This window comes from Sphingorhabdus sp. EL138, assembly GCF_945890115.1.
Lineage (GTDB): Bacteria > Pseudomonadota > Alphaproteobacteria > Sphingomonadales > Sphingomonadaceae > Sphingorhabdus_B.
Window position 1 is genome coordinate 1 of record NZ_CAMDCK010000012.1, and the last position, 25,416, is coordinate 25,416.

Annotated in this window: 22 protein-coding genes, 1 tRNA gene and 2 pseudogenes; 13 read left to right on the forward strand and 12 right to left on the reverse strand. The window is 54.4% G+C overall.

Translation table 11 applies throughout. From position 1 onward, the window contains the following. Positions 1 to 33: 33 nt before the first annotated feature. Positions 34 to 312: a hypothetical protein gene (locus tag Q0O07_RS07065; RefSeq protein WP_295491996.1), complete on the forward strand. Its 279-nt coding sequence runs from the start codon at positions 34 to 36 to the stop codon at positions 310 to 312. A 114-nt stretch (positions 313 to 426) separates the two neighbouring features. Here Q0O07_RS07065 and Q0O07_RS07070 read toward each other — a convergent pair whose 3' ends face one another. Together Q0O07_RS07070 and queF are read right to left on the reverse strand one after the other, a co-directional pair. After that, the gene (locus Q0O07_RS07070; RefSeq protein ID WP_295491997.1) at positions 427 to 1,563 is read right to left on the reverse strand and encodes a serine hydrolase; all 1,137 of its coding nucleotides are present in this window, start codon (positions 1,561 to 1,563) and stop codon (positions 427 to 429) included. Between the two features lie 185 nt (positions 1,564 to 1,748). Then, positions 1,749 to 2,207: a preQ(1) synthase gene (queF, locus tag Q0O07_RS07075; protein ID WP_295491999.1), complete on the reverse strand. Its 459-nt coding sequence runs from the start codon at positions 2,205 to 2,207 to the stop codon at positions 1,749 to 1,751. 161 nt (positions 2,208 to 2,368) lie between these two features. Between queF and Q0O07_RS07080 the strand changes: the two genes are divergently transcribed. The 5 genes and pseudogenes from Q0O07_RS07080 to Q0O07_RS07100 all read left to right on the forward strand — a co-directional run bounded on the left by Q0O07_RS07080 (position 2,369) and on the right by Q0O07_RS07100 (position 6,591). Then, complete coding sequence (locus Q0O07_RS07080) at positions 2,369 to 3,892, forward strand: cryptochrome/photolyase family protein (RefSeq protein ID WP_295492001.1); 1,524 nt, start codon at positions 2,369 to 2,371, stop codon at positions 3,890 to 3,892. A gap of 61 nt (positions 3,893 to 3,953) precedes the next feature. Then, entirely contained in the window at positions 3,954 to 4,796 is an 843-nt protein-coding gene (sseA, locus tag Q0O07_RS07085; protein WP_295492003.1) for a 3-mercaptopyruvate sulfurtransferase, read from the forward strand. Then, entirely contained in the window at positions 4,793 to 5,971 is a 1,179-nt protein-coding gene (metC, locus tag Q0O07_RS07090) for a cystathionine beta-lyase (protein ID WP_295492005.1), read from the forward strand. The genes sseA and metC overlap by 4 nt, the downstream gene beginning before the upstream one ends. A gap of 78 nt (positions 5,972 to 6,049) precedes the next feature. Next, positions 6,050 to 6,204 (forward strand): annotated as a pseudogene (locus Q0O07_RS07095) (MerR family transcriptional regulator); the annotation flags it as partial. Positions 6,205 to 6,222: 18 nt separating this feature from the next. After that, positions 6,223 to 6,591, forward strand: coding sequence for a multidrug efflux SMR transporter (locus Q0O07_RS07100; protein WP_295492150.1), 369 nt, complete (start codon positions 6,223 to 6,225; stop codon positions 6,589 to 6,591). On the opposite strand, the gene Q0O07_RS07105 is transcribed toward Q0O07_RS07100, so the two are convergent. Further along, a complete protein-coding gene (locus Q0O07_RS07105) occupies positions 6,558 to 7,427 on the reverse strand; it encodes a 3-hydroxyacyl-CoA dehydrogenase NAD-binding domain-containing protein (protein ID WP_295492007.1) in 870 nt (289 codons plus the stop codon). The genes Q0O07_RS07100 and Q0O07_RS07105 overlap by 34 nt on opposite strands. Positions 7,428 to 7,617: 190 nt before the next feature. Here Q0O07_RS07105 and Q0O07_RS07110 point away from each other — a divergent pair, with 190 nt between their 5' ends. Then, positions 7,618 to 8,937: a homoserine dehydrogenase gene (locus tag Q0O07_RS07110; protein ID WP_295492009.1), complete on the forward strand. Its 1,320-nt coding sequence runs from the start codon at positions 7,618 to 7,620 to the stop codon at positions 8,935 to 8,937. Here the strand turns inward: Q0O07_RS07110 and Q0O07_RS07115 are convergent, their stop codons facing one another. Further along, positions 8,938 to 9,381 (reverse strand): hypothetical protein, encoded by a 444-nt coding sequence (locus Q0O07_RS07115; RefSeq protein WP_295492011.1) that lies wholly within the window; start codon positions 9,379 to 9,381, stop codon positions 8,938 to 8,940. It abuts the gene before it with no gap. A 105-nt stretch (positions 9,382 to 9,486) separates the two neighbouring features. Between Q0O07_RS07115 and glpX the strand changes: the two genes are divergently transcribed. After that, positions 9,487 to 10,470 (forward strand): class II fructose-bisphosphatase, encoded by a 984-nt coding sequence (gene glpX, locus Q0O07_RS07120; protein WP_295492013.1) that lies wholly within the window; start codon positions 9,487 to 9,489, stop codon positions 10,468 to 10,470. A gap of 3 nt (positions 10,471 to 10,473) precedes the next feature. Here glpX and Q0O07_RS07125 read toward each other — a convergent pair whose 3' ends face one another. Then, positions 10,474 to 10,965, reverse strand: coding sequence for a flavodoxin family protein (locus Q0O07_RS07125; protein WP_295492015.1), 492 nt, complete (start codon positions 10,963 to 10,965; stop codon positions 10,474 to 10,476). A gap of 41 nt (positions 10,966 to 11,006) precedes the next feature. Between Q0O07_RS07125 and recJ the strand changes: the two genes are divergently transcribed. Further along, entirely contained in the window at positions 11,007 to 12,773 is a 1,767-nt protein-coding gene (gene recJ, locus Q0O07_RS07130) for a single-stranded-DNA-specific exonuclease RecJ (protein WP_295492018.1), read from the forward strand. Positions 12,774 to 12,839: 66 nt separating this feature from the next. Further along, positions 12,840 to 12,914: transfer RNA gene (locus Q0O07_RS07135), tRNA-Glu, on the forward strand. 1,047 nt (positions 12,915 to 13,961) lie between these two features. On the opposite strand, the gene Q0O07_RS07140 is transcribed toward Q0O07_RS07135, so the two are convergent. The 7 genes and pseudogenes from Q0O07_RS07140 to Q0O07_RS07170 all read right to left on the reverse strand — a co-directional run. Beyond that, a complete protein-coding gene (locus Q0O07_RS07140) occupies positions 13,962 to 15,128 on the reverse strand; it encodes a methyltransferase domain-containing protein (RefSeq protein ID WP_295492020.1) in 1,167 nt (388 codons plus the stop codon). Positions 15,129 to 15,795: 667 nt separating this feature from the next. Beyond that, on the reverse strand, positions 15,796 to 16,956 hold the full coding sequence (locus Q0O07_RS07145; protein ID WP_295492022.1) for a glycosyltransferase family 1 protein: 1,161 nt from the start codon (positions 16,954 to 16,956) through the stop codon (positions 15,796 to 15,798). A 115-nt stretch (positions 16,957 to 17,071) separates the two neighbouring features. After that, positions 17,072 to 18,361, reverse strand: coding sequence for a capsular biosynthesis protein (locus Q0O07_RS07150; protein WP_295492023.1), 1,290 nt, complete (start codon positions 18,359 to 18,361; stop codon positions 17,072 to 17,074). Continuing rightward, positions 18,361 to 19,872 carry a beta-3-deoxy-D-manno-oct-2-ulosonic acid transferase gene (locus tag Q0O07_RS07155; RefSeq protein ID WP_295492025.1) on the reverse strand — a complete coding sequence of 504 codons (1,512 nt, stop codon included), beginning with the start codon at positions 19,870 to 19,872 and terminating at the stop codon, positions 18,361 to 18,363. The genes Q0O07_RS07150 and Q0O07_RS07155 overlap by 1 nt, the downstream gene beginning before the upstream one ends. Before the next feature lie 99 nt (positions 19,873 to 19,971). Next, the gene (locus tag Q0O07_RS07160) at positions 19,972 to 20,799 is read right to left on the reverse strand and encodes an inositol monophosphatase family protein (RefSeq protein WP_295492027.1); all 828 of its coding nucleotides are present in this window, start codon (positions 20,797 to 20,799) and stop codon (positions 19,972 to 19,974) included. 4 nt (positions 20,800 to 20,803) lie between these two features. Then, a complete protein-coding gene (locus Q0O07_RS07165; protein WP_295492029.1) occupies positions 20,804 to 21,976 on the reverse strand; it encodes a polysaccharide biosynthesis/export family protein in 1,173 nt (390 codons plus the stop codon). 225 nt (positions 21,977 to 22,201) lie between these two features. Then, a pseudogene (locus tag Q0O07_RS07170) lies at positions 22,202 to 22,562 on the reverse strand (transposase); the annotation flags it as partial. A 268-nt stretch (positions 22,563 to 22,830) separates the two neighbouring features. Here Q0O07_RS07170 and Q0O07_RS07175 point away from each other — a divergent pair. The 3 genes from Q0O07_RS07175 to Q0O07_RS07185 are packed head-to-tail and all read left to right on the forward strand — an operon-like array spanning position 22,831 to position 25,404. Beyond that, a complete protein-coding gene (locus Q0O07_RS07175; RefSeq protein WP_295492031.1) occupies positions 22,831 to 23,940 on the forward strand; it encodes a hypothetical protein in 1,110 nt (369 codons plus the stop codon). Then, the gene (locus tag Q0O07_RS07180) at positions 23,930 to 24,739 is read left to right on the forward strand and encodes an ABC transporter permease (protein WP_295492033.1); all 810 of its coding nucleotides are present in this window, start codon (positions 23,930 to 23,932) and stop codon (positions 24,737 to 24,739) included. Before Q0O07_RS07175 ends, Q0O07_RS07180 begins: the two co-directional genes overlap by 11 nt. Beyond that, a complete protein-coding gene (locus tag Q0O07_RS07185; RefSeq protein WP_295492035.1) occupies positions 24,736 to 25,404 on the forward strand; it encodes an ABC transporter ATP-binding protein in 669 nt (222 codons plus the stop codon). The genes Q0O07_RS07180 and Q0O07_RS07185 overlap by 4 nt, the downstream gene beginning before the upstream one ends. The last annotated feature ends 12 nt before the right edge of the window (positions 25,405 to 25,416 follow it).

A 25,416-nucleotide genomic window follows, 5' to 3' on the forward strand; every position in this document is an offset into this window, starting at 1 on the left:
GGTTTTCATAAGTTTTGCTAGGGGGTTTCCCATATGAAGAAAATTGCTGTATCTCTCGTTCTTGCCGCTTCGCTCGGTTTGGCCGCTTGCTCAGGTGCTGAAGAAGCAACCACAGAAGCAACCACAGAAGCAACCACAGAAGCTGCTGATGCCGCTGTTGAAGGCGCTGAAGTAGCTACCGATGCTGCTGCTGCAACTGATGCCGCTGCAACTGACGCTGCTGCAACTGCAACTGACGCCGCTGCAACTGCAACCGACGCCGCTGCAGAAGCTGGTGCCGCTGCAGACGCTGCGAAAGAAGCTGCGAAGTAATATTCGCGCTTTCTAAGCGAAAGCATTTTGAAAAGGGCTGTCCTGTCTACAGGGCGGCCCTTTTCTTTGCCTGCGACAGGGCTATGTCTTTGGCAACCAAAATTGATGCCTAGGTTATTGTCCGTGATATGTGGCGATAGTCCGCGACACAAACTGCATGAATGACATGCGTTGTGGAATAGGCGCGGTTGTACTGCCCATCATAACGGCCACGGCATAGCGCGTGCCGTCAGGCGCCGTCATTATGCCGATATCATTATAGCCCGTTGAAACCGGAGGCAGAATTTGCCCCGTCCCTGTCTTGTGGACAAACCGCCATCCCGCAGGCACCCCTGCCCTCAATCGGTTCGGACCGCTTGATGTGCGTGACATTATCCCCAAAATAAGGCGCGTCGATGCAGGCGAGAGCAGTTCGCCTTTAGCCAATCTCGCAAGCGCACGAACAATCGCCTCAGGACTTGCCCCGTCGACGGGATCGGCAAGGTAGCGATCTAACGCTGCTTTCCGCGTCGCCAAGGGAACCGCGCCACGCGCAGCATAAAAACGGCGGCCAATCGCATATTCTTGACGCCATTCCAGCCCCGCTATCCCGCTTTGCATCAAACGCTCACCCGGACCAAAACGGATGGCGCCCAGTTTTTTGCGCAGCAGGAAATTCTGCACGGCCTGTGGACCACCCGCTGTCCTCAGCAAAGAATCATTGGCGGTGTTATCACTGCTGATGATCGCTTGTTCGAGCAACGAAAGCACTGTGACTTCGATCTCGCCATTGGCGATAACGCGATCGCGAATAGGTTGATGAAAAACCGCAAGGTCATCGCGCGTTATACGTATTTTTTGGTCCAACCGGACCTTTCCTTGGTCGACCAAGTCCAAAATGGTCAGCGCCACCCATGTTTTGGATACGCTTTGCTGCGGAAATAGCTCGTCAACGCGTTTACCGGTTATCCATTCGCCACCATCGATGCGCATGATAGCTACGCCCGTGCGGCCCGGAAAAATGCGCCATTGGTCGTTCAGCAGATTATCCAATCCTAACGGTGCACGGACAATCGCTGGACGAGCCGGAACGGCAGGCGTCGCAAGCTTTTGCACAGGCAGTGCCTTTTTCGCGGCTGGTGCAGGTGTTCGTGACGGCGCGCGCTCTGCAGCAACGCATGCCGACAGCACGGACAGCATCGCCAATGAGACCATGCCTTTGCGACGCGCGTCTTGAACGCGGCTTTCCCAAGCTCTTAATATATTGGCCATGCAGAAGTGATAAAGCAGGCCCTCGATCGAGAACAGCTTTTACCGATATTTTGCGACGAACGATTCCTGAGCGTCGACGAGATGAGGAATGCCAGCACCACGGAAGGTTGCGCCCTTCACATCTGCTGCCGGATTGGGTGAAAAATTCCTCATAGGCGAAATATTGGGCGGCTTGTTTAAATTGCCTAACCGCGACCGCGATAGGGCTGAACAGCTTGGTCGGGTAACCACAGACCCTTGGGTGGTTCGCCTGATTGCCAGAACACATCAATCGGTATGCCGCCGCGCGGATACCAATAACCGCCGATACGCAGCCAATGCGGTTTCATTTCCGAGAAAAGCCGCTGGCCGATGCCAACGGTGCAGTCTTCATGAAAGGCGGCGTGATTGCGGAATGACCCCAGAAACAACTTTAACGATTTTGATTCGACGATTGTCGCATCTGGCGCATAATCGATAACTAAATGGGCAAAATCAGGCTGCGCCGTAACCGGGCAAAGCGAGGTAAATTCCGGGACTGCAAAGCGCGCGAGATACAGCGTACCAAAGCGCGGATTGGGAACATAATCCAGCTGCGCCTCTTCAGGCGTTTGCGGAAGCGCGCTGTGCGCACCAAGAAATTTGGGCTTTAATGTGTCAGTCATGATCGCGCATTTAGCCGTTTCGCAGCGCGAAGCAAACCAGTGATGCCAGATATTGCGAACGGTTCGGGATTAAATAGGTTGGGATCCATCCAAACAGGACGCGCCCGTCTTTCTTTAAACCCTGTATCGCCCTGCAACGCACGCCGCGTTATGGCGCAGACATGACAATTTTGATTCCCATATTTGGTGACCAGCTCAGCCACGGCCTGTCTTCTTTGGCGGGGCAGGACAAAACAGCCTGCGTCATCTTGATGGCGGAGGTGGACGAAGAAACCGAATATGTGCCGCACCATAAATCCAAAATGGCGTTTATTCTGTCCGCTATGCGCCACCATGCAGAGGATCTGCGCAGCGCAGGCTGGACCGTCGATTACGTTAAACTGATCGATGCGAACAACAGCGGCAGCTTGACCGGCGAAGTCGCGCGCGCAATTGAGCGGCACATAATCTCCGCACTGCGCGTGACCGAAGCCGGCGAATGGCGGGTAAAGGCCATGCTCGATAGCTGGTCCAACCGCTTTGATGTTCCGGTGACTATCCTGCCTGACGACCGGTTTTTGTGCACCCATGGCGAATTTGAACGCTGGGCCAAGGACCGCAAGCAGTTGCGCATGGAGTATTTTTATCGCGATATGCGCCGTAAGTCCGGCCTGCTTATGAATGGCGATACGCCCGAAGGTGGGCAATGGAATTTCGACGCAGAAAACCGCAAACCCGCCAAGCACGATCTGGCAATGCCAAAGCCCTTGCATTTTGCGCCCAATGCCGTGACGCAAGAGGTCATCCAGATGGTTGAGAGCCGTTATGGTGACAATATCGGACAGACGGCCAAATTCGGCTTTGCCGTGACCCGCGCAGATGCGTTGCAGCAGCAACAGCATTTCTTGGTCCATGCTTTGCCCAATTTTGGCGATTATCAGGACGCGATGCTGACCGGCGAACCGTTTTTATGGCACTCGATCCTCTCGCCCTACATCAATGCGGGCTTGCTGGACCCGCTTGAGCTGTGCCGCGCGGTTGAGGTGCAATATCGGGCGGGCAAGGTTCCGATTAACGCCGCTGAGGGCTTTATCCGGCAAGTCATTGGCTGGCGTGAATATGTACGCGGCATTTACTGGCATGCTGGCCCCGAATATGTGGAGAGCAACGCGCTGGCCGCGACCCGGCCGCTGCCTGCCTTTTACTGGACGGGCAAAACCGACATGCTTTGCCTGTCGCAGGCCATTGGCCAGACGATCGCGCACAGCTACGCGCATCATATCCAGCGGCTGATGATCACCGGCAATTTTGCCTTGCTGGCGGGACTTGACCCAAAACAAGTGCATATATGGTATCTGGCCGTTTATGCCGATGCCTATGAATGGGTGGAATTGCCCAACAGCCTTGGCATGAGCCAGTTTGCCGATGGCGGCATGCTCGCATCAAAACCTTATGCGGCAAGCGGTGCCTATATCAATCGTATGTCCGATTATTGCACACATTGCCGTTATGACGTCAAACAACGCGTCGGACCAACAGCATGCCCTTTCAACGCGTTATACTGGGAATTCATTGCCCGGAACGAAGGCAAGTTGCGCAAAAATCCCCGTATGGCGATGCCGTATAAAAATTGGGAGCGGATGGCGGACGCAGATAAAGAAAAGCTTCGCAGCCATGCGCAGCTTTTTCTGGAAACGCTTGGATAGTTTATAAAAACTGCTTATCCTGCGCCGATTAAGAATCATATATGCGGGCAAGGACGAAATCATGGAATTGTTAGTAAGCACCGATTGGTTGGCGAACGAAATCGGCGCGTCCGACCTTCGCGTGGTCGATGCAACTTGGTTCATGCCTGATGCAGGGCGTAACGCACAGGCAGAATATGAAGGTGGGCATATTCCATCGGCCGTGTTCATGGATTTGGAAGAGCTTGCCGACGCCAATAGCGGCTTACCCAACACGCTACCGCCAGCTGAAAAATTCGCGAGCCGTATGCAATCGCTCGGACTTGGGGACGGCAGCCGTATCGTGGTCTATGATGACAGTCCGTTCAAGTCTGCCGCTCGCGCTTGGTGGATGCTGACCTTGTTTGGCGCACATGCTGTGGCAATTCTGGATGGCGGCATCGCCAAGTGGAAAGCCGAAGGCCGCCCGCTCGAAACTGGCAAACCCACTCTGCGCCACCGCCACTTCACCGTGTGGAAAGACGACAAGGCCGTGCGCAGCAAGGCTGACATGCTGGCAAATTTGCACAGCAAGGACGCAGATGTGGTCGATGCACGCGGCGCTGGTCGCTTTACTGGCGAAGAAGCCGAACCTCGCCCCGAAATGGCGTCGGGTCATATTCCGGGCAGCCGCAACTTACCCTTTGGTCAGTTGTTCAACGCTGACGGCACATGGAAACGCGGTGAGGATCTTGTCCAAGCTTATGCCGACGCAGGCGTTGATCTCAACAAGCCGATGATCACGACATGTGGTTCAGGCATGACCGCTGCGGCCATTCTGTTTGGCGCACGCATGACGGGCAAGACTGATGTCGCGCTTTACGACGGCAGTTGGTCCGAATGGGGCCTTGATAAAGACACCCCCAAGGCGCTGGGTGCGGCTTGAGTTCTGACAAGCCCCAAAAACCAGCCACCAAAATAGTCACTGCAGGGCGCAGCAGCGCGTTTACCGGTCCTGTCGTCAACGTGCCCGTTTGGCGTGCCAGCACGCATTTATATGAAAACGTAGCTGCGTTAGAGGCAGGGAAGACGGGCAACGCGGATGGCCGTTTTTTCTACGGTCGGCGTGGGTCACCAACACAATGGTCGCTGGCCGAGGCGCTGACCGAGATGGAGCCCGGCGCGCATGGCACGATGCTCTATCCCTCTGGTGTAGCCGCAATTGCGTGCGCGTTGCTGTCGGTTTTGAAGGCTGGCGACGTTTTGTTAATGACCGACAACGCTTATGATCCAAGCCGGTCGTTGGCCGACGGATTTCTGAATCGTTTCGGGGTTGAGACACGCTATTTTGACCCGCTGACTGCGGATTATGAAACGCTGTTTTGCGACCGCACCAAAGCAATCCTGCTCGAATCCCCCGGCAGCCTGACCTTTGAGGTGCAGGACATTCCCGCCATTTGCGCCGCTGCCAAAAAACATAATGTTGTCACTTTGCTCGACAACACTTGGGCGACATCTTATTTCCACACTGCGCTCGACAAGGGCATCGACATGACGATCTTATCGTGCACCAAATATATTGTCGGCCATAGCGACGTCATGATGGGCAGTGTCACAACGCATGATAAATATTGGACGCGATTACGCCAAACCGCGCAACAGCTTGGCCAGACAGTGTCACCCGACGATGCCTATCTTGCTAGTCGCGGCCTGCGCACCTTATCCGTCCGGATGAAGGCACATGAGGCGTCGGCGCTGCAGATCGCCAAATGGTTACAGACCCAGCCCGATGTTGCGGCGGTATTCCACCCCGCGCTGCCGGACTGTCCAGGGCATGACATTTGGAAGCGTGACTTTACCGGCGCGTCGGGCCTGTTCTCCTTCATCCATAAAGGGGACTCCGCAACCGCCGCCGCCTTTGTAGATTCCCTCGAACTGTTTGGCATCGGCTATAGCTGGGGCGGTTTTGAAAGCCTTGCTTTGCCCGTCCACCCCGAAAAATACCGGTCAGCTGTAGCTTGGGAAAAGGACGGTACGCTCATTCGGCTACAGATCGGCTTGGAAGACACCGATGATTTGATCGCTGATCTTGAGGCAGCCTTTATTGCGGCTAGTCCATGACCCTGACGCCGATTGGAAAGTTTCACGCACACAAATAATGCTTGAAGTTGACCCAGCGTCAAGATGCATACAGTCCAAATGACTGATTCGCTTCCAATAAACGAAGTTGTACGCCGCACTGGCCTAACGAGCCGCACTTTGCGTTTTTACGAAGCCAAGGGCTCGTCGCACCCTTGCGCACTGCTTCAGGGCGCCGGATATTCGGTGCACGCGAATTGTCGCGCTTGAAGCAGACAAAAAGGGAGATTGAAATGAACGCGTGGATATATCTGGCAATCGCCATTGTCTTTGAAATCGCCGGAACGAGCCTGCTCAAGGCGTCGGACGGCTTTGCCCGCATCGGCCTCGGTATTGGCTCGATGGCATGTTATTGGGTATGCTTCGCGTTCCTTGCCGTGGCGATGAAGAGCATTCCGGTCGGTGTAACCTACGCGATCTGGTCCGGAATCGGAATAATGGCGATTACCATCATCGGTTGGCTGGTGTTCAAACAAAGCCTGCAACCCATCCAGATTGGGTTTATCATGCTGATCTTGGTCGGGGCAATCGGACTAAATCTAACGACAAAAGCCGATGCCACAGAGCCTCAGCGTGTCGGCACGGGTACGTCCCCAGAATAATCGTAAAATCCGCGCTTAACCTTGCGGCCATACCATCCGGCCTCAACATATTTTTGCAACAACGGCGCAGGGCGGAACTTTGGGTCGCCCGTCGATTGGAACAGCACATTGGTGATTTCAAGACAGGTATCGAGCCCGATAAAATCTGCCAAGGTCAGCGGCCCCATGGGGTGATTGAGGCCAAGCTGGCAGGCGGTATCGATATCGCGCATGTTGGCAACGCCTTCGCCAAGCGCAAAGATGGCTTCGTTGATCATCGGCATCAACACGCGATTGACGATGAAGCCCGGCGCATCATTGGCAAAGACCAATTGCTTGCCCAGCTTTTCCCCATATTGGCGCACAACGTCGACGGTGGCGTCGGTCGTCGCTAGGCCGCGGATGATTTCAATCAAGCCCATGACCGGCACGGGATTGAAGAAATGGACGCCAATAAAGCGTTTTGGGTCGGGTGATGACTGCGCCAAACGGGTAATCGGGATGGACGATGTGTTCGATGCCAGTACAGCCTGATGGCCAAGGATTTTGCCCACAGCCTCAAATATCTTGCGCTTAATGTCCTCACGCTCAGTCGCCGCTTCGATGATCAACCCCGCATCAGCCATCGGTTCATAGCTGGCGACGGGTTCAATGCGTGATAACAATGCGTCAGCTTCGACCTGCCCCATTTTCTCTTTGGCGACCAAGCGGGCCAAGGCGCCTGCAATGCTGGCCTTGCCCGCTTCGGCCTTGGCCAGATCAAGGTCGGACAGATAGACATGATAGCCCGCAGCAGCGCTCACTTGCGCGATGCCCGCACCCATTTGACCTGCACCGATGACACCTATTACACGCATTTCTTCACTCCGATTTCGCATTTATCTTCGCTCTAGCGAACGCCATGCCCGCGCGCCAGCCCAAGGCTTGTCTTATGCCTATGGAGCGCGCACCTGCAAGGGCAGGTGCAAGCTTGGACTAGCGTTTCCATCAAATTCCACTTAAGCGCGGCATCAATCCAACAGATTCCAGGCAGAAAGTCATTTAGCCATGTCCACAGCAGTTCGTCATGCACCCCTGAATGTGGGCCTCGCCGGACTTGGAACCGTGGGCAGTGGTGTCATTCGTCTGATGGAAGAAAATGCGGCGCTTATCGCGCGCAGGGCCGGCCGCGAGATCAAGATTGTGGCTATTACTGCGCGTGACCGGACGAAAGATCGCGGCGTTGACCTTTCGCCTTATCATTGGGTCGACGACATGGGGCAGCTTGCCACGGCAGACGATGTTGACGTTGTGGTTGAGCTCATCGGAGGATCCGATGGCCCCGCCCTGACCTTGGCCCGTGAGACTTTGTCCAACGGGCGCGCTTTGGTAACCGCCAACAAGGCGATGATCGCGCATCATGGTTTCGAGCTTGCGGCTTTGGCAGAAAGCAAGCAGGCCGCGCTCAAATTTGAGGCGGCTGTTGCCGGAGGTATTCCCGTCATTCAAGGTCTGCGCGATGGTGCCGCCGCCAACCGCATTGACCGCGTCTATGGCATTCTCAATGGCACCTGCAACTTCATCCTGTCCACTATGGAGCGTGACGGGCTGGATTTTGCGCAGGTTCTTACCGACGCGCAGGCTAAGGGCTTTGCCGAATCCGATCCGTCGTTCGACATTGACGGCGTTGATGCTGCCCATAAGCTCTCCATTCTTGCATCTCTTAGCTTTGGCTCTGTCATAGACTTTGGCGGTGTCGAGGCGCGCGGCGTGCGCAAAATCTTGACGGCGGACATCGCACAAGCCAAAACCTTGGGCTATCGTATCCGGCTTATCGGTCTTGCTGAAATTGACGGCGACAATGGATCGGCGACTATTTTCCAACGGGTTGAGCCTTGTCTTGTGCCGCTGAGCCACCCGCTCGCGCATGTCACAGGCGCAACTAATGCCGTCGTTGCAGAGGGCAATTTCTCGGGCCGCTTGCTGTTCCAAGGCGCAGGCGCGGGTGACAAGCCAACAGCATCAGCGGTCGTTGCTGATTTAGTCGATATTGCGCGCAAGGAAACCGGCCCTGCATTCTCCATGCCGTCGGCTGAGCTTGAAAAGCTGCCGCGCGCAGCCTCGGCGCACCGGATCAGCAAAACCTATTTACGCATGTTGGTCGCAGACCGGGTCGGTGTGCTCGCGGAAATCACCGCAGCGATGCGTGATGCGGGGCTGTCGATTGAAAGCCTCATTCAAACCGAGGCAAGTGACGATGGTTCGGCGTTGATTGCCATGGTGACCCATGCGGGGCCAGAACAAGCCATTAACGACACCATAAATGCGCTGGCAAGCTCGGACAGCTTGCTTGGCGCGCCGATGGTGATGCACATTTTGGGCGAATGATCAGGGCGGTGCGTTCTCGCCATCGGTGACAATCATTTCGGGCTCGGGCAGCCCCTTGAGAATCTCCTCAAGCGGAATGGCCACTGGTGGGACATAGCCAACACCCATGCTCACACCTTTCATGTAAATCTTGCAATTGGTATCGCCGCGCAAACATGCCGCCGCGCGTTTGCTGGAAATCGCTTCCCCGCGCCGTATGCGGTCTTCGTCCGTTCCTTGCGTATCGCGAAATATGCGCTGGCTTTTATTGTCGGGGTTTTCGCCGCATACGACAATCTCGTCATTCTGAGGATATTTGACGCAGCCGTCTTCATCGACCGCAATCATCCGCCGGGCACGCTCAATTTGTGCGGCGGCGGAGCCATCTGCGCTTAATGCTGTTTGCGCCGCAGCCTCCGTTGGCGCCGCCATGAGAATGAAAATTGCAACAAGTAATCTCGACATTTGGCTACACCTTCCCTATCGGAACCGCAGTGCCGACTTTAATGCCCCAGATGCCGAAATTTCTTTCCCCAGAAACCCGATATTTCAAATAGATAGGAAATTCAGATGACTGCAGCAAGCCAAATCCTTGACCGCGTCCTTGTTTTGGAAATGGTGCGGGTGACTGAGGCTGCAGCCATTGCAGCGGCGAAGCTTATTGGTCGCGGCGATGAGAAGGCAGCGGATGCCGCCGCCGTCGAAGCGATGCGCGCTGCCTTGAACGAACTATATATGGATGGAACGGTCGTCATCGGCGAAGGTGAACGGGACGAGGCACCGATGCTGTTCATTGGTGAAAAGGTCGGGTCGGCGATTGGTACGGGTCCCAAAATCGACATCGCACTTGATCCGTTGGAAGGCACGACGATTACCGCAAAGGCCGGCCCGAACGCGCTGGCGGTGTTGGCTGTGGCCGAAAAAGGCAATTTGCTCAACGCACCCGATGTGTACATGGACAAAATCGCGGTTGGCCCCGGCTATTCCCCCAACATCGTCAATCTCAACAAATCGGTGGCTGAAAATGTCGCTGCCGTTGCTGCGGAAAAAGGTGTGCCGCCGCAAGATCTTATTGTGTGCGTCCTTGACCGTCCCCGCCATGAAAAAATGATCGCCGAACTGCGCGAAATTGGCTGCGGCGTTATGCTGATCCCCGATGGCGACGTTGCCGGCGTGATCGCGACAACGAACCCCGACACGACGGTCGACATCTATATGGGCAGCGGCGGCGCGCCAGAGGGCGTGCTGGCAGCCGCTGCTTTGCGTTGCGTCGGTGGGCAGTTCAAGGGCCGCTTGCTTTTCCGCAACGATGACGAGCGGCAGCGCGCGCGCAAATGGGGCATAGAAGATTTGGACAAGATCTACGACCTTGAAGAATTGGCCAAGGGCGATTGTATCTTTGCCGCCACGGGTGTGACCCATGGTTCGTTGCTGGAAGGCGTGAAGACCTTGCGCGATGGCCGTGTCACCACCGAAAGTGTCGTGATGCGCGCCTCATCTGGCACCGTACGCTGGGTCAAGAGCGAGCATCGTAAGGCTGACCGTCTCGGCTGATTTTTAGTAAATACCCATTTGCAGACCCGTTGCGATTTGCTCACCCAGTTCCGCAGCGGACAACAGGTCAAGTTTATCGATGGTCTTGGGTGCCAATATGGCCTCTTGCGTCTGCGCATGCGTGCACACAATGACACTGGGCGCAATTTGTCGCAGCCGCCAGCCCGTGGCAATGCGTTCCGCCTGCGCAACGGCAGTTCGCCCATCGGAACCTGCGCATACAATCATCGCATAAGCCCGCCCGTTTAGCGCACCAAGGCATGGATAATAGCATCGGTCGAAAAAGCTTTTCATGCCACCGCTGATCGCCGCTAGATTTTCGGGAAAGACGAACAGATAGCCGTCTGCCGCCAATATATGTTCAGCGTCCGCCTCTGCCGCGTTCAGCATCAGCACATTCACGCCCTGCCCCCGCACCGCGCCGTCATAAGCGGCCTGCGCTAGGGCTTCAGACCCGCCGGTCATGCTGTGCCAGATTATTGCGAGTTGCTTCATCCCCACTTGCTAGCACCAGCGGCGCGCCATAGGGAAGCATCATGTCGTCAGTCCTGAACATCCATCATTCCGTCCTTGAACAAGCTTGGCATTGGCGGGGCAGCGGCACCGATGGCCGTGACCCAGATTTTCAGCCCGATGACCTGGTCACGCAATTGCTAATGGCGCGCGGTGTCCCGCGCGATGATATTGAACGGCACCGCAACCCGACCATTCGCAATTTCATGCCCGACCCATCAATTTTTCAAGATATGGAAAATGCGGCACTTCGACTGGCGCAGGCCGTTGAGGCAGGGGAGCAAATCACTGTCTATGGCGATTATGATGTCGATGGCGCGACCAGCGCGGCTTTGCTCATCCGCTTGCTGCGCAATTTGGGGCTCAACGCAGGCTATTATATCCCGGATCGCTTGATGGAAGGCTACGGCCCCTCAGGCGAAGCATTGGTCCGTATTGGCGACAGTGGCAGCCGCTTAATCATTACCGTCGATTGCGGAGCCATGGCCTATGACGCTTTATCGCAGGCCAAGGCCGCCGGACTTGAGGTTATCGTCGTCGACCATCATAAATGCGCGTCAGAGCTTCCTGAAGCCTTTGCCTTGGTCAACCCTAACCGGCTCGACGAAACCGACGAAGCGGCCTCCCATGGACATCTGGCGGCGGTTGGCGTGGCATTTCTTTTGGGCGCGGCGTTGATCCGGACGTTGCGCACCCGCGGCTATTTCGCCGCTCGGCCCGAACCCAAGATCATGGAGCTACTCGATATCGTGGCCTTGGGCACCGTGGCCGATGTGGCGCAGCTGCGCGGCCTGAACCGTGCGTTCGTGGCGCAGGGGCTGAAGGTCATGGCCGCGCGCCGCAACATTGGACTGTCTGCGCTTATTCAAGCGAGCCGCCTGACCCGCGCGCCGATATGCTCCGACCTTGGCTTTGCCTTGGGCCCCCGCATCAATGCCGGCGGCCGCGTCGGCAAATCGGACCTTGGTGTGCGGCTGCTGATCACTGAAGACCCGCTCGAGGCGCAAGACATTGCGATGGAGCTGGACCGCCTGAATGAAGAACGTCGCGCAATCGAATCGGTGGTGCAGGAACAGGCCGAGGCCATGTTGGCCGGACAACATAATCGCGCGGTTGCATTGCTGTCGGGCCAAGGTTGGCATCCAGGTGTCATTGGCATCGTCGCTGGGCGCATCAAGGAAAAGACTGGTAAGCCATCCATCGTCATTGCCGTCGACGAAAATGGCGTTGGCAAAGGATCGGGTCGGTCTATTGCCGGTGTTGACCTGGGCGCGGCAATCATTTCCGCGCGGGAGGCTGGTTTGCTTGTGGCTGGCGGCGGCCACGCCATGGCGGCGGGCTTGACCGTTGACAGTGACAAGATTGACGCGTTGGCCGATTGGCTCGACGCGCGATTGGCAACAGACGTCGCCAACGCATCGGGCGCTAAGGCGTTGTTGATCGACGCCATAGTTGCGCCGCGTGGCCTGAACCCCATTTTTGTGGACGCCATGGAATCGGCTGGACCTTATGGCATGGGCTGGCCCGGGCCGCGGGTGGTGACGGGGCCATTGCGAATCATCAAGTGTGATATTGTCGGCAAGGACCATGTCCGCGCTATTGTGGCGGGTGACGATGGTCAGTCGTTCAAAGCTATGGCTTTTCGTCAGGGCGAGACCGTTCTTGGCCAGACCATGCTTCACGCCGATCGCGGTCGCCGCTACTGGTTTGCAGGCCGCGCGAAGACCGATGACTGGGGCACAACGCCAAAAGCCGAGCTGCACGTCGACGACATTGCCTTTGCCGACTGAATTTGCGCGAACTTGGCCTTGACGAGTGCAAAACGAACCCGTAAGGCCGCGGCTCGCCAAGCGATTGGCCCCTTCGTCTAGCGGTTAGGACGCGGCCCTTTCACGGCTGAAACACGGGTTCGATTCCCGTAGGGGTCACCAGTCATTGAAATTAAATAGAGTGGCGAGATCGGCGCAGTCTCTATATCGTGGGTATCTATCACACCGATTGCTTCGAAGTCCCGTATACATCCGGCAATCGATCTTCTGGGGGCATGCGCTGGCTATACCGCGCGGCGGAGACTTGGCTTAGTTTGAAGCTTTAGTGGCAGCTTTCGCCGCCTCTGGGAATGCTATTGCGCTCAGGCGCAACGGGGCATTAGCAATCCGAAAACCCCGACAGGGCCCTGTCTAGCAATCTCAAGACCGCGTCGCGGGCGTCCTCTGCCGACAATCCCTGGCCCTGACGAAGCGACACTGATCAGAAAACTAGCAGAATGGGAATCCCCGAAATGAGTCAACAACAAAAGGAATTAGTGTAACACCTGCCGCGAGCTCACACAACTTGCGGTTGATATTGCCTATGTCGACTGTCCCCGACCGCGTAGGCTGCGTGGTGACGGCCAGACCCGAAATGCAAATACTCTCCATCGCGAGTGACATGCCCAATTACCCGCGCCCCGCCGCGCCAGATATATCATCGGCACTTTTGATATGCCTTGTCCTTGACGGTATTCCACCTTGGGACCATCCAACTGAGCGCTCGGGTGCCGCTCGGTTTCAAAATACGAGTTGAGAAAAGAGGCTGGATCGTTGTTTATTTTCTACTTTGCCTGGCACTAACTTCTAGTCCTTGCGTCGAACTGTTCCACACCCTCTTGGCAAGCTTGATTACTGGACGATGGGAGCTCCAAATTCAAGCGTCTATATCTTCAAGCTATGACGCTACTTTAACCCGCTCAGGCATAATTTTTTGTATTTGGTGTATTTGGTAGGCTTTGACCGGTTTAAGGATACCGCCTTGTGCTTTATTGAGCTACATTCCGAATGTTGTGCTGCGGTCCTTTCCACCCAGGAAGAGTGGCCACCCCCCTGAGTGGTCCGGGTTGATTGTTAGTGCATGATAACCTCCTTGGCCAGTTCCGGCCGCAGGTGGAGCGTAGCGGAACCGGAGGACCACCCAGAAGGGCCGATCAAATCAACGAGTTTCTATTTCCTCGCCAAGGCAAAACTAGTGAACACATAGTCAAAACGGTTCAAAATCCCTACATTTCGGGCCATCTTTACTACATCATCGACTGCTAAAACGATAAAGCCACTTTTGTCCTTAGTGAGTTGGTTCATCATGCCTTTGGAAACTGGCATATCCGGCAGGACGACCATCTCGCTCACTTGGACGCCGGCATCACGTAACTCACCTCCAATAATGGACAGCAGCGATCCGCGACCAAGAACGATTACAGGGTGGCCTGTCCCGCGGAGAAACTCAATGTCGCGCTGGCAAGTTCGACGGATTGCTTCGTTACGCGGAAGAGTTTCAGGCAATGGCCAAGTGTACTTGCCATCAAAAGTCGTCGGCCTCGGTTCTGTGCGGAAAAATACAGTCCGAAGCCGCGGGATATGCGGGTATTCCTTGATCGTTTCATGGAAAGGGAAGCCAAGCTTAGCCATTAGCGCAATCGCACTATCATGAGAGAGCCAAACCGAGTTGTCGTTGCCAATCCCGGATCGAGGACCGCGGCGCAGACCGTCTCCCTGCACCTCTGACTTGTTTTTTGGTTCAGCGAAGTCTACGACGTCCAATTCCAGACCCTCGTAATCGAGCGTATAGCGATTGCCAAAGTTCGCAACAAATTTGGAGTTTTGCTGTTCGGTCTCGCTGCGGGGAGCATGACCCGTGTCGAGGTACACAAACAGCCTCGCGCTCTCTGCCGTGCGCTTAAGGCAGGCCAAAGGATCCTCTAAATGATAAAGGACACCTGCGTTGAAAACACCATCTACTTTTCTGTAGCTGGCTTCATCGTCTATATTTCCAACTGAGAAATGGGTGTTTTCCGAACCTAATACTGATCTGATCACATTGGCCCGACAGATGCCGTCCTCGCGGCCTTCAACGCCAAATACCACTGATCCCATCTGAGATAGCTCGAACGTGGTTGAGCCCTCGCTGCACCCGAGGTCGAGGAAAGAGCACTGCTCCCAATCGCGGTCTCGAACCCGGTCAAAATGAGTGATAAACTCAAGAGCTCTCTCACCGCTGTAGTTCGTAGCCCATTCCGGATACGTCGTACCATCCGGCAGCGGGAGCCCGAATTTATTGTGTGAAATGCCAAGCGAGTAGATCGCTTCTACAGGCTTCATGTCTTCAGTATCCACAGATAACCCCTGCCCAGTTTGGATGAATAAACGGATAGTAATGCCGTTACTTTTAATTATCAACAGATAATCGGGTCTGAGACCGAGCAATGGTCACGTTGTGAACAAACATAATTTTTTGACGGGTAACCAAATGGCAGCCCTATCCTGCTTTGCCTCCCAGGAGAGGAGTGCGGAGACCCAGTTAGGTGGAAATTTTATGCCGGTGTGGGTCTTAATGTTAGCCAGCTGACCTTTGGCCGCCCGCCGAAAAGCAGAGTGCTGTGACGAGCCGGAACAGGCGATGGCACCTGCAATTACCCTGTGTGGGGACCTATGGCGCCCCTGTACGCGCGCAGCCGTCAGGACAGCCTGGACGTATTGGCGCCCTCCCAACCCGCTATACCAATGCAAGCCAGCAACAGTTGATCGATAAGACACGGGTAGATTTTGATGTGGCACTGCCCGGTCTAATGTGCGCTGGCGTTGATTACACGCAGTGCATTGATGGCACGCAGGATTTTGCAGTATTTTGGCGAAGCCTGCCTTGGGATAACGCGCCAGGGGCGCTAATTCTGACACAGGCCGGGAGCGCTAGTTGGATGGATGGCACGCCCTACTCTGTGTGCGATCAACGGCCTAGTCTAATCGCACGCGGACCAAATGCGCCGTTATTCTGGCGGCCGTCTTATTCGATGACCCCTAGCCAGCTATCGACGCGTCGGAAGTGATCTTCCCAATTGGGTGCTACATAATTGGCGATAAGCGAGGCTTGCCGCTGCCGGTCTGCAGAACCTTCTGAATAGCTTAATATGGCTTCCATCCAAGCCGTTGGATCATCGGGGCGCAGGTAAAGGGGAATGTCTCCTGCAACTTCACGAAACACACCCAGATCCGATGCAATCACAGGGGCTCCGGATTGCAACGCTTCGATCACGGGGATGCCAAAGCCTTCAGCAAAGCTGGGTATCAGCAAGGCTCTTGCCCCGCTAAGAAGGCCAATCATCCGCCCATCGCTGCACCTGCTCAATTCGACGACATGGCCTTGCAGGCTGCGATCCTGATCAAGGATCTGGGCGACCTCATCAATTTCCCAGCCGCGTTGCCCGATGAGGAGCAATATAGGAGCATTCTCTCCTAAATCTTGGACAAGATGTTGCCATATCTTGAGCAACAGCAGATGGTTTTTCCGAGCCTCAATCGTGCCGATCATAACAAAATAAGGACGAGATGGTCGGTCAAGAGACGGAGCCGTGATTGGCAATGCTTCAGTGCCGAGCAACGCCGTCAGCTTATGTCCTGGAAGGGGAAGGTTCTGCTCGATTGCGAACTGCTCAAGCTGATCAAGCGTGTCTTGCGAATTTGCAATAACGCCATCTGCGCTTTCGAGCAGGTGGCGCATCCGCTTGGTATGGCGTTCAGCTTCTCCCGCGCGGCAATAATGCGGGTGGGTAATGGGGATCAGGTCGTGCACAAGATAGACAGGCCGAAGCTTTGTCCGTTTCAGCCAATTGGGCAGGCTGCGCACGTCAAGGCCCGTATGCCCGACATTCAGGTAGAGTTTGCCTCGGACATCCCGCTCTCTCTGCCAGCCCGCTTGCGCAAGGCAAGTTGTCAGATTGGTCCTCATGCGCGGTCCGCCATGAAGCAGCAACTGGAATAAGGCGTCGCTTGCCTTGGCATTGAGAACGATGCGCAAGCTTTGCTTTTGAATGACCGCATGGGAACGCGCGCCGTAATGCGCTAGATAGGCAAGGCATACCCGATCAATCCCTGTTGGCAGGCGCAGGCTCCATGCGCGCCAGATCAGGCGGCTCACATCAATAAGGAAAGGACGCTGACGCGGCATATTTAGGGCTATTACATTCCTAGGAGGTTGCACCGCGCATCACACGACCGTGGCTTTGTCTAACTTCCATGTGCATTACAAGCATAAAACTGCGGCTATTCGCAAGGGCAGTGGGTCACGCAACACGGCGCAGACTAGGGCGGCGCTTCACAGGGCGGTGGTTTTCAGCCGCCTGCGGCGTCAGTTCGGCAAGCAGTCGTTCGGCGCTGTTTTTGACAAGTGTCTCAACCCCCGATTTGCTGGCTAAGCCCCCTCGGACCAGGCATTGCGCATGCAGCATGCGTTTGAACGCATCGTAAAGGCGCACGTCAGGTATTTCTGGTAGGGACCAAAATTTATCCAGGCCGCCTTGGTGCGTTACTCCTGGGACATCATACACGGCTTCGCCAAGCACCGCGACAGGCTTTCCAGCTTCCAAAGCAAGCGTTCCCGATGTGCTGTTCACGCAGACCATGCCAAGCGATGCCTCTGTAAGTTTCTGAAGATCGCCGCCGTCAATATGAAAAACGCGATCCTCTATGCCCAGTCGGCGCGCTTGGATCATAATCTTCCGTCGCCAGTCTAAATATCCGCTATCGAGCGGGTGTTCTTTGATGAGCAAGTTGACATTTTGGGGGGCAAAACCCGCGAAACTTGCAAGCACATATTCCATGGCGACCAACATCGACCCAAATGGCGAGTGGGCGCGGATCTGATAGTCTCCCGTTAACTGGAGCGGGAATAGGAAATAGTCTTTATCTTCAACGCATTTTATCGTCTGTTCTGCCTGCGCATCGCGCCTTGGCTTACGTGCGAATTTCAACAGCCATCCGAACGCATCTAAGAACAAAGAGCCTTGCCGATGGGTGCGGTAAAATGGGAAACGCAATTTTCCGAAAAACACATGATGATAATGCCAATAGCTGTCGCGCGCGCGCCTTTTAAAATCTGCGGTAATTGTAGGCAGCTTCGGAATTGGGGGCAATGCGCGTGCCGCGGCCAAGATTAGGTCGGGATCACGGGTAATTGGAGAGTGGCCGTTCACGCCATCGCGCTCCAGCGTCATCCAATCGGGCCTAATATATCCCTCCTCAAAAACATGAACGTGAATGCCCCGCAGCTGTGCCAATCGGATCGCCACCTGATGCACAGGCCGGCAATCTCCAAAAAGGACGAGATCGGTTATGCCCCAATCCAGCACGACACGATCAAAGAATAATGGCCAGCGGCGCATTAAACCGGCATAATTGACGCTATCGTCGGGCCAGTCATGCTTGTCGCCGCCTGACAAATTGATTCGACGGACGCACGCGCCTTGTTCCACCAGCCTCTGCGCCAGCAGCCTAAAGAATGGCCCGGGGGGACCTTGCAAGAATAAAAATTTCCGGTGTTCTACAGAAACATTGGCAGGGACACGAGCGAACATTAGCGCCCTCCAATAAGCGACCGCAGAAGCGACCGCAAGCGGCCCTGCCATTGTCGCAAGGTGATCAGCGGGGTTGATATACTGGCTGCTCCATGCGCTATCCGTTCCACCAGCAATTCAGCGGGGCAGGGCAAGCGTGTCACGGGGTCCGTATAGCGCGGATAGAGCAGTAAGGTTCCTGCCACGAGTTCATCTAGCGACAGACGCCGGGTGCGCCGGGCCGGTACATTGCCCAAATCCTTGGTCAGTCCCCAGCCGGCATAAAAGGGCACGCCATGGGTCGTCACAGCCTTGCCGCGCAACAGAGCTTCAAAGCCGGCGAGCGACGTAATGACATGGACGCCGTCCACGGCATCGATAAGCGATGTGATTGCCGTATTGTGCTGGATTTCATCAGCAAAGCGGAGCGCCTCAGCCGTTTCTATATGGCCCTTGCGGTGACCGGCAACTACATCGGGATGTGGCTTGTAGATAATATGGGCGTCAGGCTCGTGCGTGCGTGCGCGTGCCAGAAGTTCTAAATTCGTCATGCCGTCCCCACCCGTGCATATTGACCGGTCATCTTCTACCTGCCCTGCTACGAGAATTATATGACGGTTTCTATCCGCAAGCTTTATCTCGTTTCTGCTGCGCCCGTATTTGCTAATGTCAGCTTCAACAAGCCGGTTTTTCAATTCTGCGGCACGGCGAGACAATTTTGCGTCGAAGTTATCGCTTTGTAATATATTCTCTAAATCGCTTTGTTGATTGGGATCAAAGTAAATTCCTGTCAAATCCACGATTGCCGAAAGAGGTGGCACGCAATTCGCTCCCAAACCGACAGAGCGTATAAATCCGTCCTCAATTTCACCGACTTGCGTGCCATTATGGGCTAGCTCGGCAAGCACCCCAGAAGCCGTTCTCGATTTCCAAGCAATTTGATACTGGCGCGCAGCCCTAATGGGCCGGAACCCACGGGCGTAGGGGACCGGGGAAGACCCAGCCCAGAGCATCGCATCAAGCGTAACACGTTTCCACCCTGCGACCCCATAAACAGCATCGATATTCCGATTGGCGTCAATAAGTTTCCGCCATGCGGCAAGCTGTGAGATTGCGTCTATCGGGCTCCAATCCTCACCCGTAAAGGGGCTGATGTAGCGCCAAGCCGCTACAATGTCGGCAAGCACTGCTTCGGGTGCGACATCGCATCCGGCAAAACGGCCATCCCCAAAAAGGATCAGGGAAGCACCACTTAAGCATGCAACCAAAGCAATTTCTTGATCTGCCCCAGCCCAGATTTCATCCGCCGATGCCGCCAAATGCCAAGGATCACAGTCAGCAGGAAGTCTCTGGCAGGTTCTGGGGAGACGCATAGCCGGCGCGATAGCGGCACTTCGCTGATCCCTGCCCAAGCGTGCCAGCATCGCCTGAAGTTGTTCTTCGCTATCTGGAACAAGAAGAATGACATTATCGCTTATGTCCGGCTGAGCACCCCAAAAAGCGCCGCCGATCTGAGCATCACATACTGCCATCAAAATTTCCGCAGCGTCAACCCTGCTGTTGCCAGCTTGCGTCAAAGGCCCGCCTTTGTGCCGAGGAAATGGTGGAATGCGAAGAAAGGGTCTTGCCACCTAAACTGGCACCCCTTTGGCAACCCGCTCGAACTCGTTCAATTGAACAGAAAATTGCTCCCACGTATCGTGATCCGTAGCAACAATCAGGCCTGAGCCGGTTTGGTCAACACGATATGGATCACCATTTTTGCGGGCCACATATCCACCAGCTTCCGATACAAATAGAGAACCGGCGGCATGGTCCCAAGCCAGGGTTCTTCCAAACAGAGTGATATCACTCTGCCCTAGCGTCATTCTGGGATATTGTTCTGCAGCGCATCTCGGAATTTCTGAAAGCTGGTACATACCTTCGAAAGCATGCCGAAGAAGTTCGCGATCAGTTACACTGCCATAAAGAGACGACATTGCTAGCAACTTCGGGGTTTGCCCTGATGCTTTTGAAAAAACCTTTTCCCCGTTGATCCGCGATCCTGAACCAAGCGATGCGGAACACCTCCTCCCCGTCAAAGGATCAAGTATCCAGCCGCCAATTACCTCACCGAATTTTGTGAGTGCTACCATAATGCCGAAGGGGCCAGTGCCATTTGCAAAGTTGTTTGTTCCGTCCAAGGGGTCAATGATCCAGCAAAGACCTTCGCTCAACTGATTCATCACGGCAGCGTCTTCAGATGCCGCCTCTTCGCCTACAATTTTTGCTTCAGGCAATAGTTTCGCCAAGGCATCGCTTAAAAATGCCTCCGCCTCCAAATCAGCGGTTGTGACGAGTTCACCGACAGATTTATCTCTTACCTCATGACGTTCCAGCAAGCGAAATTTTGGGAGTATTAACTTTTCTGCAGCATCTTTCATAAATCCAAATACTGCGTCATCAAGTTTTGCTGGCACTAGGTTATTTTCCGTTCACATAGTTCGTAACGCCGATTATCGAAAACGCTGTTTGGGAGAGAAGGCTTACAAATTTTTGGAGTTCAGCCCCAGAAGCATTGGACACATAAACAATGTCTTTGTTTTTCATCGGAAAATTTTGCGCAATGAAAAAGGACTTTGGATCGGATAGATCTACTCGATAGATTACAGGCGTTTTGCCATCACTCCTTTGAGGGATCGGACTATTGCTGGTCAGTTCTAATAGTTTGGCATCTTCCCATCTGAAAACAAAAACGCCTCGCGTATTCGCCCGCTCATCACGAAGTCCGCTTATCCGGCCGAAAGCCTGAGACAGAGAGATACCTGACGCCTCAAACGGCACCTCTGCATTCAATCCGCTCGCGCCTAGCGCTATAAAGCTATACGGCTGGAAAATCGCTGTCACCACATCCTCCGGTTGCAGACGGACATTCTGGAGGGGATCTTGAATAAGATTTTGCATTGGCATTGTGGCTACCGTACCGGCCCGCGTAATCTGTATAGTAATCTTGTCCACTTGCTGGCGAACTCCTCCGACGGCCGCAAGGACATCTAGAACCCGTTCGCCGCGCGGCGTCAGTGGAACCATGGAGCTGGTTGCAACTTCACCCAAGACTGTTACGTTTGAACTGTTGTTGCGGGCAATGCTGACGATAACCTGAGGCATATTCGCTATTCCTGCCAGGCGCTTCCTGATCTCTTCTTCGAGTTGATGCGGCGTTTGGTAAGCCGCCTTTATTACGCCAATATAGGGGAGAGAAATCAAGCCATTCTCGTCGACCATCTGAGCCGGAATTTCGGTATTTCCACCGACGGCATTGGGCGATGAGTTCGCCTTAGGATCTAACATGCCAAACAAAACTGCCGGGGGGACCTCCCAAACCGTTACGGCGAGGACATCGCCAAACCCGATCTTTGTCTGAATGGCTCGCGTGTCCGCTAACGCCTCGGAGAATGGAGTTGGCCGAGTGTAGCGATGCAGTCTGGTAGCGACTTCGTCGTCGACGTCAATGACTTGAACAATACTCCCTGTCAGATCATATTTCGAACTCGCAACAATTCGTGAGGTCGATGGGCCTGAATTTCCCAGCGAGGTACAACCGGAAAGCGCAGCAGCAAAAATCCCCACAACACAAAGGAGCCAAAAACGATACATAACACGAACCTCATTCTGTAACTATTAAACCGACGACTTCATTTAACTTCAGCTTCTTCCCCTCTTCATATTGCTTAGAGTAAACGCCATGGCAGAGCAATCGTGTAAATAATCGGGGACGTGACCCTCAACTATTATCCAGTTACAGTTAGTGCCTCAGCTTTGTTGTTACCCTTATGGCCTAGCGACGCAGCCCCTAGCTTTTTGAGGTCAGCGAGGCACCTCGTCATCGCCGCGACAAGACCGGAAGCGGATGACCTCCCGGTCCTCGACTAGGACCCTGCATTCCCGCCGCTTGTTGACATCAAGCAGTGCTTCAAAACTTGCGACCGCTGCACGGTTTGCTGCGAGCGTTACCATTTTTTTGACAGTAGATCCTTCAGACCTGCATTGTCTAACATGGCGTCTACCGGCAGACGCTTGAGCCCCCCGTTCTCATCTTCCAGCGCCCCAAGGTACTTGGCCTCAAAGACTTCCAGTTGTAAAGCGTCGCCTCCGATACGCCGTGCCGACGGGCAACATCAGCCGTCTTCCCGCCTGCCTCTGCCTCCCGCAGCACCCTGATAATCTGCCCTTCTATAAACATTAGTCACTTCATCGCTCCGTTCTTCTATTAAGATCCGGACTCTAATTAAAAATGGAGGAGATTTAAGGTGTCACTTCACTGAGGCTAAATTGACTTGTTCCGACATTGGAAGCTCTTTAGTTGCGTCAGGCGCGGGCCTGAACTAGGAAGCCCGAGAAGGAGCCTGCGAAGATCAGTCTACAATTGAAATTGTTCCTCAAACGCTCCGTCGAAGTGCGATGATTTCCAGTCCGAAATCTCTCGGGAAACAAAAAGTGAAGCAATAAATATGTTTGATTATGCATCAGTTCGTAAGATGAAAGTTGGCAAAGTTTTCCAAATTTGCGTAATAATTCCTACTCTCTTATCATGTATTTATTTCGGATTTATTGCCTCGGGGGTATATATTTCCGAATCTAGGTTTGTGGTCCAAAGTCCGGAGCGTTCCTCGGTTTCTGGTATTGGCCAGATTTTGGCTGGCGGGGGATTTACCAATGCCGGCGAAGAAGTAAGTGCGGCTAAGGTGTTTGTAGAGTCTCGAGATGCACTTGTCGCGGTTAATCTCAACGGTGCTTTTGAGAAGGCGTTCTCCAGGGCGCACATTTCCATATTTGATAGGTTCAACCCTCTCGGGATAGATGGCACATTCGAAGACTTGTTCGCATACTATGGCAATCACGTACGTATCGATAATGATGTGACCACGTCGATTTCGACATTAACAGTCCGCGCTTACTCCGCGAAGGACGCGCAGCGCTTCAACCGACAGCTATTGGAACTTTCCGAGCTAACAATTAATCGTATGAACCAGCGCGGCCGAGACGATATGATCAGATTTGCTCAACTGGAAGTTGAAGAGGCCAAAAACCGTTCCAGAAAAGCCAGTCTCGCGCTAGCTGCGTTTCGCAACAAAACGGGCTTCGTCGATCCGGAATTGCAGGCGTCGGCTCAGCTGGAGATGGTGTCGAAGCTGCAAGATGAAATCATAGCCACCCAGACTCAGCTTAATCAGCTGGAGGCATTTACGCCTCGTAATCCCCAGATACCGACATTCGAAAACCGGCTCAAAAGTCTCCAATCCGCTGCGCGAAAGGAATTGGGCACGCTTGCTGGGGGCAATAAATCCTTGGCCTCTAGCGCCGTGGAATATCAGCGGCTATTCCTTGAAAACAGTTTTGCGGAAAAGCAACTCGGCAGCGCATTAGTTTCTCTGCAAGAGGCTCGAAACGAGGCGCGCCGTCAGCAGGTCTATGTTGAGCGGATTGCTCAGCCAAACCTTCCCGACGCCCCACTAGAACCAAGGCGGCTCCGCGGGATCCTCTCCACGCTGGCTCTTGGCTTGGTCGCCTGGGGCGTCTTATCGATGCTTTTGGCAGGGGTTAAAGAGCATGGCCAGTAACCCGTCACTTAATGACACTAAGCTTGGCGGCTCCAGCATCAACGTCCAGGTGCGCGTGATTTATGCGCTCTTGGTCCGCGAACTCTTAACACGCTACGGCAGAAATAACGTCGGCTTCGTTTGGCTTATTCTCGAGCCTATGCTGTTCACGCTAACGATTACTGCAATATGGACGGCAACTCAGTCGATACACGGTTCAGACCTTCCAATCGTGGCCTTTGCGGTGACAGGCTATTCAGCGATGATGATGTGGCGTAACATGCCTGGTCGCTGCATCGGCGCGCTGACTAGCAACAAGCCGTTGCTCTTTCACCGCCAGGTGCGACCGCTTGATGTCTACGTGGCGCGTAATTTTCTTGAGTTTATTGGCAGCAGCGTCGCCTTCATATTTTTGATCACGGCCTTTTGGTCAGTGGACTGGATGAAGTTACCGGAGGATGCGTTGCAGGTTCTCGGCGGCTGGCTGATGCTGGCTTGGTTTGGAATGGGCTTGGCGTTATTGCTAGGCGCCATTTCGGAACGTTCAGAGCTGGTTGAAAAGCTCTGGTCGCCAATGTCTTACTTGCTCTTTCCCTTTTCTGGGGCGGCATTTATCGCTGACAGCCTGCCTGAGCGCGTCCGCGAAGTGCTTCTTTACCTCCCGATGCTCAATTGTGTTGAGTTCATTCGAGAGGGATATTTTGGTTCAATGATGAAAGCGCATTACGATATGGCATATGTCGCAATCTTTAACTTATGCTTGACCTTCGTGGCTCTAGTGCTGGTGCGTGGGCTCAACGTTGAAGCTGATTACGAATGATCCGGCTCACGGGCATCACCAAGCAATACGCGACCAAGGGCGGGATGCGTGAAATCCTTAAAGGCATAGACCTAACCATCAAGCCAGGGGACCATGTCGGCATCTTGGGGCGCAACGGCGCAGGAAAGTCTACTCTAGTCCGAGTGATCGGCGGAGCAGAGCCGCCAAGTTCGGGCACAGTCGAACGCAGCATGAGTGTTTCCTGGCCCCTGGCATTCACCGGCGGTTTTCACTCAAGGCTAACCGGGATCGATAACCTACGTTTTATATGCCGGATCTACGGCGTGAATTTTGATGAGCGGCTGGCCTTCGTAAAGGATTTTTCAGAACTTGGTTCATATCTGTACGAGCCGGTGGGTGTCTATTCTTCGGGGATGCGGGCCCGCCTAGCATTTGCCATTTCAATGACTATCGATTTCGATTGCTATTTGATCGATGAAGTTATGGCTGTCGGGGACGATTCCTTTCGCGAACGTTGCAAGGTCGAGTTATTCGAGAAACGTAAAGAAAAGGCTATGCTAATTGTATCTCACAGCCATCGTTACCTAAAAGGAACATGCAACCGGTTCCTGCTATTCCGCGATGGAGCGATCACCGAATATGAGGACTTCGAGGAAGTTTACGCTGAATATAAATTGCTCTTGGAGGAACCGCAAAAGTTCTGATCCGTGCAGGGG